This window comes from Clostridium sp. TJA032, from assembly GCF_058310275.1.
On record NZ_JBZEFB010000009.1, the window covers coordinates 1 to 13,940 of the forward strand.

A 13,940-nucleotide genomic window follows, 5' to 3' on the forward strand; every position below is an offset into this window, starting at 1 on the left:
ATAACCGGTAGGTCCGGGGTTCGAGTCCCTGAAGGTCCACCATTTTTGGGGGTATAGCTCAGTTGGGAGAGCACCTGCCTTGCACGCAGGGGGTCAGGAGTTCGAATCTCCTTACCTCCACCATTAAAGCTATGAACTTTGTTCATAGCTTTTTTTATTTTTTATTTTATTTCTTTAATGGTAAATTTATTACTTAATAAATTTAATATTTAAAAGAAAATAATTTGAAATTTTTTACTAATAAATATGTGTAAACTTCAGTTTAAAGTATTTTTACAAAAAATGAAGTATAAATATTTATATTTTATAGAAAATAATTATGTTTTTATTTATAATTATGTATGATGGTTAAATTTTGATTATTGTTATAAGTTTTATATTAAAAAAAACTCTAAGGGCTAGTTATAAGTATAAAATAAAGTGGTTAAATATTTAGTAAAAATTAGTATTTTATTTAATTCTTTAAGTTATACTTATTAAAATAATTCTATAACTTTAATGATTTAAAGTTATAGAATTATTTTATTAGGATTTTTTAATATGAAAGGGTTTAAATTTTTAATTGGGGTTGTAAGCTATATAAAATTAATTAAATAGTAAAAACTAATATTTATATAGTGAAATTATTGTTTTGGATTTATTTGCTTTTAGGAGGATTAAAAATGGGAAAACCTAAATTAAAAAAGGAAATAGGATTGTTTACTGCAACTGCTTTAGTTGTTGGAAACATGATGGGTTCTGGTATATTTATGCTTCCATCTAGTTTAGCTGGAGTATCAGGACCAGGAGCAACTATAATTGCATGGTTGTTAACAGGATTAGGTTCCTTAGTATTAGCATTAACTTTTGCTAACTTAGGTTCAAAAATTCCAAAGACAGGAGGAACATATGAGTATTCCAGATTAGCTTATGGAAATTTCATGGGATTCATGACTGCATGGCTATATTGGAATGGTTCATGGATTGGTAATGCAACTATATTTATAGTTATTACTACATATTTAGGGCAAGTTATTACTAGTTTAACTAATTCGCCTATAATAGGATTTTTATTCTGTACTGCACTTTTATGGATTTGTACATATATAAATATAAGAGGAACAAAGTTAGCAGGAACAGTAGCTTCTACTATAACTGTTTTTAAAATTTTATTATTTGTATTCTTTATAGTTGTTGGATTAATTTATTTCGATCCTTCTAATTTAACACCAATGTTTCCAGCAGGAAAAGGAATTTCTACTGTTCCAATAGCAGCTTCCTTAACTCTATGGGCATTTATGGGATTAGAAACTGCTTCTGTAGCAGGTGGAGAAATAAAAAATCCAGAAAAGAACGTAAAGAGAAGTACAATATTTGGAATGCTAATTAGTACAGTATTATACATATTAATAAGTGTTGTAGCTATGGGAGCTATGAGTCAAAGTGAATTAGCTGCAAGCTCTGCACCAATTTCAGATATAATAGTTAAAGTATTAAATTTAAAAAGCTTAAATATTTTAAATATTGCTATAGCTATAAGTATTTTAGGTACTGCTATGGGATGGTTATTATCAACTGCTAGGGTTGGATATGCAGCGGGAGAAGATGGAATTTTCCCTAAAGTTTTTTCAAAGGTACATCCAAAATATAATACACCTCATGCAGCATTAATTATAGGTAGTATATTTATAAATATTATCTTTTTAATGAACTTTACAAAAGGATTATCAGGAGCTTACAATTTCATAGTTGTATTAGCAACTTTAAGTTATTTACCTATATATGCTATTTCTACTATAGCTGAAATTATTCTTGTAATAAGAGATGATAAAAAAGCTACTTTAAAGAAATACTTAGGTTTAATAGTTAGATGTTTAATTGGTTTTGCTTTTGCTATTTGGGCAATATATGCATCAGGAGCTGAGGTAGTAATGTATGGATTTATATTAATATTACTTGGAGTTCCTATTTACGGATATATGAGTATAAAAAAACACTTTCATAAAATGAATTTTGAGAATTAACAATTTTGTTATGTAATATTATAAATTTTATTATATAATAAATATAAGTTTTAAAATTTGGGTTATATAATTTATGGTAGAGAAAATTTTGTGGGGAGTGTATTGGGATGGCAAAAGTAGAAGAGTTAGAAGATGAATTAGTTAACTTAAAACTTAAAAAAAGAAATTTCATTTTAGCCAATAAAGATACAAAAGAGATTGATAATCTTATTAAAAAAATAGAAGAAGAAATTAAGAATTTAAATTAAAGTTTTTATATTAAAAGCTATGAAAGAATTTTTCTTTCATGGCTTTTATTTTTTTATATTCAATAAAAAAATTATAATGATTAGAACTTTTTAAATATTGTTTTGGTAAAAAAATACATTTAATATATTATTATATTTATTAAAATCTCTTTTATAAAGAAGTATTAAATATTTATTTGCTTGTAAAGATAAATTTTATTATATTAGATGTTTTGGAGGGAATTAATTTGATAAAAGTTTTATTTGCAGCCTCAGAGGCGAATCCATTTATAAAAACTGGCGGGTTAGGAGATGTAATGGGTGCTTTACCTAAGGAACTTAAAAAAAATGGATTAGATGTTAGGGTAATTCTTCCTAAGTATAGTTCTATAAAAAAAGAACTTTTAGAAAAGCTTAATTTTATTAAATGGTTTATGGTATCTGTAGGATGGAGAAAACAATATTGTGGAATATATGAATGTGAATTTGACGGAGTTATATATTATTTGTTAGATAATGAGTATTATTTCCATAGAGATAACATATATGGTGAATTTGATGACGGGGAGAGATTCGCTTTCTTTGATAGAGCGATTTTAGATACTCTAAAAGAAGTTAATTGGTGTCCTGATATAATACATTGTAATGATTGGCATACTGGAATGATTCCTGTACTTCATAAGTTAGAATATTCTAAAGAGGATTTTTATAGCAAAATAAAAACTATAACCTCAATTCATAATCTTTTATTCCAAGGAAATTTTCAAAAGGAATGTTTACCTGATTTTTTTGGATATGATTATGAACCTTTTAGAAATGGAAGTCTAGAATTTTATGGTGGAATTAGTTTCATGAAGGGCGCAATAAACTATAGTGATAGAGTTTTAACTGTAAGTGAAACTTATGCTAAGGAGATACAAAGTCCAAGTTATGGAGAAAATTTAGATGGGCTATTAAGGGAAAGAAATTACGCCCTTAAAGGAATAGTAAATGGAATAGATTATGATGAATTTAATCCAGAGAAGGATTCATTCATATATAAAAATTATTCTTTAAAAAACATAGAAGATAAAAAAGTAAATAAATTAGCACTTCAGAAAGAGTTAGGTTTACCATTAAATAAAGATGTTCCTATGATAAGTATAGTGTCTAGACTTACTAATCAAAAAGGATGTGATTTAATAGTAAACATAGCAAATAGACTTCTTCAAAGAGATGTTCAATTAGTTATATTGGGAACTGGAGATTTTAATTATGAAAATCATTTTAAGGGGTTACAGGAGTTATATAAAAATAAAGTGTCAGTTAATATAAAATTTGATAATGCATTATCTCATAGAATATACGCATCTTCTGACATGTTTTTAATGCCTTCTTTATTTGAGCCTTGTGGACTTGGGCAACTTATAGCTTTAAGATACGGTGCTATTCCAATAGTTAGAGAAACAGGTGGATTAAAAGACACAATTATTCACTATGATAAATATAATAAAAAGGGCAATGGTTTTACTTTTGTAGACTATAACCATAATTGTCTTATGAATTCTATAGAAGAAGCCTTAGAAACATTTAAAGATAAGGAAGCTTGGGAAAATCTTATTGTTAATTGTATGAATTCTGATAATAGTTGGAATAAATCTGCAAAGAAATATGAGATTTTATATAAGGAGCTTTTAAGTTAATTTTAATAATATTTGTAGGAGGCGAGTAAATGCTATCTATAAATAAGGAAAATTTTAAGAGAGATTATAAGAAAAAGTTTTTAGAACTTCATGGTATTGAACTTGAAGAAGGTAAAAGCTTTCATAAGTACGAAGCTCTTGGATCCTTAGTTAGAGATTACATTGCAGAAGATTTAGTAAATACAAAAAAGAAGTATGAGAAGTCAAAACAAAAGCAGGTTTACTATTTTTCTATGGAGTTTTTATTAGGAAGACTTTTAGGTGATGCCTTATTAAATCTAGGCATAAGAGAAATATGCAGAGAGGCTTTAAGTGAATTAAATATTGACTTAGATGAGTTAGAAGAATTTGAAAGCGACCAAGGTTTAGGAAATGGTGGATTAGGTAGACTAGCAGCTTGTTTTTTAGACTCAATGGCTTCTCTAAATATAGCTGGTCATGGATGTGGTATAAGATATAAGTATGGATTTTTTAATCAAAAAATAATTGATGGTTCTCAAGTTGAAACACCAGATAGTTGGCTTAAAAACGGAAATGTTTGGGAAGTTAAAAAAATTGATAAGGCTGAAATAGTTAAATTTGGTGGAGATATTAGATGTGAGAAGGTTAATGGAAGACTAAGCTTTACTCATGTAAACTACGAACCTATTTTAGCTGTTCCTTATGATACTCCTGTTGTTGGATATGAAAATAATGTTGTAAATAATTTAAGACTATGGAGTGCTGAGCCTGTAGATAATGAGTTTGATTTTTCTTACTTTAACAGAGGTCAATATTTAAAAGCTATAGAGTATAGAAATTCTGTTGAAGCAATATCACAGGTTTTGTATCCAGATGATTCAATGTATGAAGGAAAGCTTTTAAGACTTAAGCAACAATACTTTTTTGTATCTGCTGGTCTTCAAAGTATAGTTAGACATTATAAGAAAAATGGTGGGAAAATAAAAGAATTTGATGAATATGTAGCAATTCATATAAATGATACTCATCCAACTTTAGCAATCCCCGAGCTTATGAGAATTTTGTTAGATGAAGAAGGGCTTTCTTGGGAAAGTGCTATGAGAATAACTACAAATACAATATCTTATACAAATCATACTATTTTAGCAGAGGCTTTAGAGAAATGGCCAATAAATATGTTTAAAGAACTACTTCCTAGAATATATATGATAGTTAATGAAATGAATGAAAGATATTGTGCTGAACTTTGGAATAAATATATTGGACAATGGGATAAGATTTCTAAAATGGCTATAATAGGTGATGGTTTTGTTAGAATGGCTAACCTTGCTATAGTTGGAAGTCATAGTGTAAATGGTGTTGCAAAATTACACACAGAAATACTTAAGAAAAAAGAAATGAGTGATTTTTATTATCTTTACCCAAGTAAATTTAATAATAAAACAAATGGAATAGCACATAGAAGATGGTTATTAAAGAGTAACCCTGAGCTTACTAATCTTTTAAAAGAAACTATAGGTGAAAGTTTTATTAAGCATCCAACAGATATGGAGAATTTTGAAAAGTATGTAGATAATTCTTATGTTTTAGAAAGACTAGAAGAGATAAAAAGAAAAAATAAAGAAAATTTATCAAAGGTTATACTTCAAAGTAATGGTATTAAGGTTAATCCAAATTCAATTTTTGATGTTCAAGTTAAAAGAATACATGCTTATAAAAGACAAACTTTAAATTGTTTAAGAATAATGGAACTTTATAATAGATTAATAGAAAATCCTAATTTAGAAATAGTGCCTAGAACATTTATATTTGCAGGAAAGGCAGCACCGGCATATTATTTAGCAAAGAATACCATTGAATTAATAAATTCAGTTGCAAATAAAATAAATAATGACAAGAGGGTAAATGATAAAATTAAAGTTGTTTTCTTAGAAAATTATAGGGTTTCTCTTGCAGAAAAAATAATTCCAGCTACAGATTTAAGTGAGCAGATTTCAACAACTACTAAGGAGGCTTCAGGTACATCAAATATGAAATTTATGATGAATGGAGCACTTACTATAGCTACTCTAGATGGAGCTAATATAGAAATAAAGGATGAAGTTGGAAAGGATAATATAATAATTTTTGGGTTAACAGAAAATGAAGTTCTTGATTATTATCTAAGGGGAGGATATTCTGCTTGGGATGTGCGGAATAAGGATAATAGATTAATTAGGGTTACTGATGATTTAATTAATGGTTTTTATTCTAAGGATAAGGAAAAGTTTAGAAGTCTTTATGACAACTTATTAACCTATAATGATGAGTTTTTTGTTTTAAAAGATTTTGATTCATATTTAAAAGCCCAAGAAGAGGTAGATAGACTTTATAGAACTAATAAGGAGTGGCATAGAAAATGTGGAATAAATATAGCACACTCTGGTATTTTTTCATCAGACAGGACTATAAGTGAATATGCTACAGGTATATGGGGTTCTAAAGTTATTTACAAAAATCTTTAATATAGAATTTTATAATAATTATTTAGTATTTATCTATTAAAGTTATAAAATTTTAACTAATCATAGGTATTTTATAAGATAAAAAATCATATTAATCCAATATATGGAGGTGGATAATATGATAAGAACAATAGTATGCCAAAAAGAGGGGTGTAATGGAAATACTTTTTATATAGACAACAATGATGGTGTAATGAAGGTTATATGTAAAGAGTGTGGTAGTGAATATGATTATGAGATTGAAAATAGCTCAGTTTTAAATTTATCAAATTGTTCAAATTGTAATAAGGATACATTTAAGGTTTTTAAGGATGCAGATAATAATAATATATATGCAAAGTGTACTTTTTGTGGAAATCCGCCAGAAAAAATTTTTATAGATGCTGATGGAAATCAGATTTCTTACGAAGGTAAAATTTTAAATGATGTAAAGGAAATTGTATATAGACTTGAGCAGAGAATGAATAATCTTGAGAGAGAAATAGAAAGTTTAGGAAATGGTCAAATATTAATAGAACAATCAATTGCATATATAAATCAGTTTTTAGCAGATAATAAGTAAATTAAGTTTTTAGAGTACTAGCTTATTAAGGGTAGTACTCTTTATTTTTTTTATTTATATAAAAATTTAAATTAAAATTATTAAAGAGATTTAAAATAATTTTATTATAAGATTAAACTTGTTGTAAATTAATTTAAATAAACTATAAAGTTCAATAAAATTTATGTTATAATTTAAATATCCAATTAATGTAATAAAAGGTATAAAATGGGGGAGTGGCTTGTGGCGAAAAAAGAAATAGTTGCAATGATATTAGCAGGAGGGCAAGGTTCAAGGTTAGGAGTATTAACTAAGAATTTAGCCAAACCAGCAGTTCCTTTTGGGGGAAAGTATAGAATAATAGATTTTCCTCTAAGCAATTGTTCTAATTCAGGTATTTATACTGTAGGTGTTTTAACACAGTATAAGCCTTTAGAGTTAAATGAGCATATAGGTATTGGTGATACTTGGGACTTAGATAGAAGAGATGGAGGGGTTAGCATATTACCTCCTTATCAAAAAGAAAAAGGTGGAGATTGGTATAAAGGAACTGCTAATGCAATTTATCAAAATATTGAATTTATAGAAAGATATAATCCAGAATATGTTCTTATTTTATCAGGAGACCATATTTATAAAATGGATTACGATAAAATGTTAAATATGCATAAGGAGAAAAAAGCAGATGCTACTATAGCTGTAATAAATGTTCCTCTTAATGAAGCTAGTAGATTTGGAATAATGAATACAAGAGAAGATTTTTCAATATATGAATTTGAAGAAAAACCAAAAAATCCAAAGAGTACAAATGCTTCAATGGGAATATATATTTTCAACTGGAAAGTTTTAAAGAAATTTTTAGAAGAGGATGAGTTAGATAAAAGTTCAAGCAATGACTTTGGGAAAAACATAATTCCTAAAATGTTAAATGCAGGTAAGAGGCTTATAGCATATCCTTTTAAAGGTTACTGGAAGGATGTTGGAACTATAGAAAGTCTTTGGGAAGCTAATATGGATTTATTAAAATATGAAGATGAATTAAGTCTTTATGATAGTGAGTGGAGAATATATTCAGCAAACCCAGTAAGACCTGCTCAATTTATAGGAAAAGATGCAGAGATAAAATCATCTTTAATGGTAGAAGGTTGTATAGTTCATGGAAAGGTAGAAAATTCAGTTTTATTTCAAGGAGTTTATGTAGGAAAAAATGCAGTTATTAAAGATGCGGTTATAATGCCAAATACAAAAATAGAAGATGGAGTTTCAATAGAAAAAGCAATTATAGGAAGTGAGGCTATGGTAGGAAAAGGGTGTAAGATTGGAGATGGAGATAAAATTGCAGTTATAGCCTCTAAAGAAGTTTTAATAAAAAATAAAGAAATAATAGAAGAGGTTTCTATGGTAAGATAGTATTTTTGATTTTAGGGGGAGTAGTTTAATGAATAACTGTATAGGCATAATAAATCTTGATGAAAATGAAAGTAAAATTGGAGAGTTAGCAAAAAATAGACCTTTAGCAGCAGTTCCAATAGCAGGTAGATATAGAGTTATTGACTTTATATTATCTAATATGACTAATGCTGGAATAGAATCTTTAGGAATTTTAAGTAAAAATAAATCACGTTCATTAGTTGACCATTTAACTAATGGAAGACCATGGGATTTACACAGAAAAAGAGACGGATTAAGAGTTTTTAACTTTGGAGAAAGAGATCCCTATTATGATGATATAACTAATCTTTATGAAAATTTAGATTTTCTAACTAAAAGTAGAAGAGAGTATGTGCTTATGGCTCCTTCATATATGATTTGTAATATGGATTTAAAGGAGGCATTAAAATATCATAAAGAAGAGGATAATGATGTTACCATAATATATAAAAGTGTTAGTGATGCAGAAGCTAATTTTATTGATTGTGATGTTTTAAATTTTGATGAAAATGGCTTTATAAAAAGTATAGGTAAGAATTTAGGAAGAGAAGAAAAGAGTAATATAAGTATGGAAATGTATATATTAAGAACAGACTTACTTATAGAAATAATATATGAGTGTATAAGATTAGGTTCTCACAGGAAATTTAAAAGTTATTTAAGTGCTTCTTTAGATAATATGAGAGTTAAAGGATTTGAATTTAAAGGGTATTTAAGTTGCGTAAATTCCTTAAAATCATATTACAAGGCTAACATGGATTTATTAAATGAAGAGATTTATAAAGAATTATTTATAGATAATGACCCTATATATACAAAATCTAGAGATGAAGGACCAACGCATTATACTAGAAATAGTAAGGTAACTAACTCTATTATAGCAAATGGCTCTTATATTGAAGGGGAAGTTGAAAACTGTATAATTGGAAGAAGGGTTTATGTAGGACCTGAATCTATTATAAAAAATTGTATTATAATGCAGGAAACTATTATAGGAGAATGTGCTTATTTAGATAAAATAATAACAGATAAAGCTGCTGTAATAAGAGATACAGAAAAGATTGTAGGACTTGATTATTGTCCTATGGTTTTAAGTAAACCTAATGTAATATAAACTTGAAATAAATCATAGTATCATTTAAATTTAAGTTATACAAAAGTAAAAAAGGAGATAATATGGATAATAAAAGAAAAAAAATAATTGCATGGATTTTGATGATACTATGGATGGCGTTTATATTTTTTATGTCAAATCAAGTTGGAGAGGTTTCTTCTAAACAAAGTGGGTTTGTAGTTAATTTATTTAGTATGCTTGGAATAGATTTAAATAGTAGTTTTGGAGAAATGTCCACTTATATCATAAGAAAAGGGGCACACTTTACAGAATATATGATACTTTATTTCTTAGCTTATAATCTTTTAAGGTTATATATAAATAAGAAAAAAGCATACTTCTATGCTTTAGTTATAGTATTTGTTTATGCCTGTAGTGATGAGTTTCATCAGTTATTTGTAGAGGGAAGAAGTGGACAATTTAAAGATGTTCTTATAGATACTTCTGGTGGTGCCTTTGGATTATTACTAACATTTTTAAAAAATAAATTTTTTAGTAGAAGATAGTATATTCTATAAATTAAAAGCTTACATATTACTAAAGTCTTTATTTTAGTAATTAGTAAGCTTTTTTTATAAAAGAGCAGAAAAAATTCTAGCAAAGCCTTCTACAAATTTATTAAACTTATTTGAGGTTTCATACTCTTCAATTTTAAAGTGTCTACATTTTAACAAGTCTTCAAAAAATAAAGAATCTATATTATTTGTTATATCTTTATCATATATAACTGTATTTATTTCATAGTTAAGTTCAAAACTTCTTATATCCATATTAGCAGTACCTAAGGTGCATATCTTACCATCTATTGTCATTGTTTTAGAGTGGATAAAAGAATTTTTATCATAAAGATAAACTTCAATACCACAATCCATAAGTTCAGAAAGATAACTTCTAGAAGCTTTATTCACCATTATATGGTCTGATTTTTCAGGAAAAATAATTTTAACATCAACTCCACTTAAAGAGGCAATTTTAAGTGCCTCTATTAAACTTGAAGGAGGAACAAAATAAGGAGTTGTTATATATATATTTTCTCTTGCATTCATTATCATTTTTAATATGCTTTGTATTATAGCAGGAAAGGTAGAGTCAGGACCACTTTTAACTAACTGCATAAGCACTTTTTTATGAACATTAGTGTTTTCAGGAAAATATCTATAAAATTCTTTATCATAAAAGGTATAGCTATTATTAGCTTTTTCTATAGTTATGAAATCATCTAGAAATACAGCTTGGAGAGCTAACACAAAATCTCCTTTTATTCTTAAATGAGTATCTCTCCAATATCCGAATTTTTTATTCTTTCCAAGGTATTCATCTCCTATGTTAATACCTCCTAGAAAGCCTACTTGTCCGTCTATTACAACTATTTTTCTGTGGTTTCTATAATTTATCTGGGTATTTATTATCTTTAGAAGAGGGGCTAAAAAGTAAGAATACATAACTACAGATACTCCAGCATTTTTTAATTCCTTAATATATGTTCTTTTTAAGCTACTTGAACCAACTTTATCAATAATAAATCTCACCTTAACACCTTCTAAGGATTTTTGTATTAATATATCCTTTATTTCATTTCCTATTTCGTCGCTATTTACTATATAGTACTCTAAGTGTATATGATGTTTTGCTTTAAGTAATTCTTCTTTTAAATCTTTAAATTTATCTACTCCATCTTTATAAATTTTTATATCATTATTTATAAAAATTGGTGAATCGCTATTAAAAGCTAATAGCTCCATTAAAGATACATACTGTTTTTCAGGATATTCATCTAAAATTGGACTTATTAAATCTTTTATTTTAGGGTCTATTCTGTCATTTAATTTATTTCTTTTCCAATTACGCCCTAAAAAAATATATAAAATTAATCCAATAGGAGGTAGAAGTGTTAGTATTAATAGCCATGCTATTGTTTTTTCAGGTTGTTTTCTTTCTAAAACAACAATAATTATAGATAAGATTACATTTATTATAAATGCTATATATAAAAAGGTGGTTGTATAGTTTATAATAATCCCTCCCTATAAATATAGTACTAAATATTATTTTAACATTAATTATTTCAATAACTACCAATTCTAAACAGTTTATAAAAAATATATTATAAAAATAAAAAAATAAAGTATTAAACTATATTAATTATGAAGCATAAAATAATATTATCAATAAAAATACAGTCAAATAGGGAGGTTTATTAAAAACAATAAAATTTCTTTAATGAAATAAAGTGAGAAAACTATCAGAAAATAAGCTTAATTATTAACATTTTGTTATAAAAAAGTAATTATATTGAAATATTATCAAAAAATGATATAATAAATTAAAATAATAATAAATTTTGATGATTGTTGTTGGGGCAAAATCAATAATCATTAAAAGGGGGTATATTAAATTTGAAGGCTACAAAAGGGGCTAGTAAAAAAAGTAGTGGAATATTAGGGTTTATAGAAAAGGTAGGAAATAAACTCCCTCATCCAGCTACTATCTTCGTAATACTTTGTTTAGCAGTTATAATCTTATCTCATTTTTTAGCATCTAAAGGTGTTTCAGTTACTTATGAAGGAATAGATAATGCAACAAAAGAAATTAAAGAAATTACAGTATCTGTTCAAAGTTTGCTAACAGCAGATGGGATAAGATATATATTTGAATCTTTAATAAGTAATTTTACAAGCTTTGCTGCACTAGGAACTGTTTTAGTTGCTATGTTAGGTGTTGGAGTAGCAGAGGGAACTGGACTTATAGGAACAGCTTTAAGAAGATTAGTTTTAAAGACACCAAAAAGCTTAGTAACTATGGTTGTTGTTTTTGCAGGCGTTATGTCAAGTATAGCTTCTGATGCTGGATATGTTGTTCTTGTTCCTTTAGGAGCTGTAATATTTATGAGCTGTGGAAGACATCCATTAGCTGGGATAGCAGCTGCTTTTGCAGGGGTTTCAGGTGGATTTAGTGCAAATCTTTTCCCAGGTCCTGTAGATGCTTTATTAGCAGGAATGACAACAGAAGGAGCGAGAATGTTTAATCCTTCATATACAGCATCACCAGTAGGAAACTGGTACTTTATAATGGCTTCAACTTTTGTAATAACTATAATAGGTACATTAGTTACAGAAAAAATAGTTGAACCTAGATTAGGAAAATACAAGGGAGAACTTATTGAAGGTGATGAAGATGCAATGAAACCTCTTGATAAAAAAGAAAAGAGAGGATTAAAATTTGCAGGACTATTTGCTTTAGTTGGTATTATAATAATAGGGATATTAGTTGTACCTCCTAATGGAATTTTAAGAAATCCAGAGACAGGCGAAATTTTAAGTTCACCTTTTATGAACTCTATAGTTGTATCTATTGCTTTTATATTCTTATTAGCAGGAGTTGGATATGGAATTGGTGCAGGTAAGATAAAAAATGATAAAGATATAATAGGTGAAATGAGTAAAACCATGTCTACAATGGGTTCATATATAGTCTTAGTATTTTTTGCAGCTCAATTCGTTGCATATTTTGGAAAAACAAATTTAGGAACTGTAATTGCTGTTAAAGGAGCAGAGTTTTTAAAGGCAACAGGAATTCAAGGAATACCTTTATTAGTAGGATTTATACTTGTAACAGCTTTTATAAATTTATTTATGGGTTCAGCCTCAGCGAAATGGGCTATAATGGCACCTATATTTGTTCCTATGCTTATGGGTGTTAGTATAAGTCCAGAGATGACACAAATGGCTTATAGAATAGGAGACTCTACAACAAATATAATATCTCCTCTTATGACTTATTTTGCATTAATTGTTTCATTTAGTGAAAAGTATGATAAAAAAGCTGGTATGGGTACAATGATATCTACAATGGTTCCTTATTCAGTATCATTATTGATAGGGTGGACAATTTTATTAATGATTTGGTATGTATTTAAGTTACCTTTAGGACCAGGAGCGGGAATAATTATATAAATATAGATAATAATATATGATTTTAATATAAAATAAAAAAACATAGAAGGGATAAATATTTAGCCCTTCTATGGTTTTTTTATAAAATAGATATTAATTTAAATAAATTTATTTTATTAAAATGTAATAGATGTAATTTAATTCAATTAAAATAAAGAAAACAAAACCTGGTGTATCATCATAAGAAAAACATAGTAATTTGATGAATTTTATAGTATTTTAAAAATAAATATGATAAATAATAAAAAATATTATAAATTATATTTAGTAACATGGTAAGATAAATCTCGTCGCTAAGAGATGCGCAAACAACTTAACAAAATAAATTAAAAGTTTTGAAAAAAAGTTGTTGACAAAGTTTCAAAGTGATGTTAAACTAAGAAAGTCGCTTGAGGGCGACGAAGAAATGGTCTTTGAAAATTAAACAGAAGATATTAACATAAACCAGCAATTCTTTTATAAGTAATATGAGTATAGATTAAACTTTTAAATTGAGAGTTTGATCCTGGCTCAGGATGAACGCT

General features: G+C 27.3%; 10 protein-coding genes and 1 tRNA gene. 10 read left to right on the top strand and 1 reads right to left on the bottom strand.

The window, feature by feature from the left end; all coding sequences use genetic code 11:
- Window positions 1-47 precede the first annotated feature (47 nt).
- From AC4FRL_RS11425 to AC4FRL_RS11465, 9 genes are all read left to right on the top strand, one after another.
- Window positions 48-123, top strand: a tRNA-Ala gene (locus AC4FRL_RS11425).
- Between the two features lie 539 nt (window positions 124-662).
- On the top strand, window positions 663-2,003 hold the full coding sequence (locus AC4FRL_RS11430; protein ID WP_491140372.1) for an APC family permease: 1,341 nt from the start codon (window positions 663-665) through the stop codon (window positions 2,001-2,003).
- 107 nt (window positions 2,004-2,110) lie between these two features.
- The gene (locus AC4FRL_RS11435) at window positions 2,111-2,251 is read left to right on the top strand and encodes a hypothetical protein (RefSeq protein ID WP_491140373.1); all 141 of its coding nucleotides are present in this window, start codon (window positions 2,111-2,113) and stop codon (window positions 2,249-2,251) included.
- A 230-nt stretch (window positions 2,252-2,481) separates the two neighbouring features.
- Complete coding sequence (gene glgA / locus AC4FRL_RS11440) at window positions 2,482-3,912, top strand: glycogen synthase GlgA (RefSeq protein ID WP_491140380.1); 1,431 nt, start codon at window positions 2,482-2,484, stop codon at window positions 3,910-3,912.
- Between the two features lie 29 nt (window positions 3,913-3,941).
- A complete protein-coding gene (locus AC4FRL_RS11445) occupies window positions 3,942-6,377 on the top strand; it encodes a glycogen/starch/alpha-glucan phosphorylase (protein ID WP_491140374.1) in 2,436 nt (811 codons plus the stop codon).
- A 118-nt stretch (window positions 6,378-6,495) separates the two neighbouring features.
- Window positions 6,496-6,939, top strand: coding sequence for a hypothetical protein (locus AC4FRL_RS11450; RefSeq protein WP_491140375.1), 444 nt, complete (start codon window positions 6,496-6,498; stop codon window positions 6,937-6,939).
- Between the two features lie 222 nt (window positions 6,940-7,161).
- A complete protein-coding gene (locus AC4FRL_RS11455; protein WP_491140376.1) occupies window positions 7,162-8,328 on the top strand; it encodes a glucose-1-phosphate adenylyltransferase in 1,167 nt (388 codons plus the stop codon).
- A 28-nt stretch (window positions 8,329-8,356) separates the two neighbouring features.
- On the top strand, window positions 8,357-9,463 hold the full coding sequence (gene glgD, locus AC4FRL_RS11460; RefSeq protein ID WP_491140377.1) for a glucose-1-phosphate adenylyltransferase subunit GlgD: 1,107 nt from the start codon (window positions 8,357-8,359) through the stop codon (window positions 9,461-9,463).
- A 62-nt stretch (window positions 9,464-9,525) separates the two neighbouring features.
- A complete protein-coding gene (locus AC4FRL_RS11465) occupies window positions 9,526-9,969 on the top strand; it encodes a VanZ family protein (protein WP_491140378.1) in 444 nt (147 codons plus the stop codon).
- A 66-nt stretch (window positions 9,970-10,035) separates the two neighbouring features.
- Here AC4FRL_RS11465 and cls read toward each other — a convergent pair whose 3' ends face one another.
- A complete protein-coding gene (cls, locus tag AC4FRL_RS11470; RefSeq protein WP_491140381.1) occupies window positions 10,036-11,478 on the bottom strand; it encodes a cardiolipin synthase in 1,443 nt (480 codons plus the stop codon).
- 381 nt (window positions 11,479-11,859) lie between these two features.
- Here cls and AC4FRL_RS11475 point away from each other — a divergent pair, with 381 nt between their 5' ends.
- Entirely contained in the window at window positions 11,860-13,416 is a 1,557-nt protein-coding gene (locus AC4FRL_RS11475) for an AbgT family transporter (protein WP_491140379.1), read from the top strand.
- The last annotated feature ends 524 nt before the right edge of the window (window positions 13,417-13,940 follow it).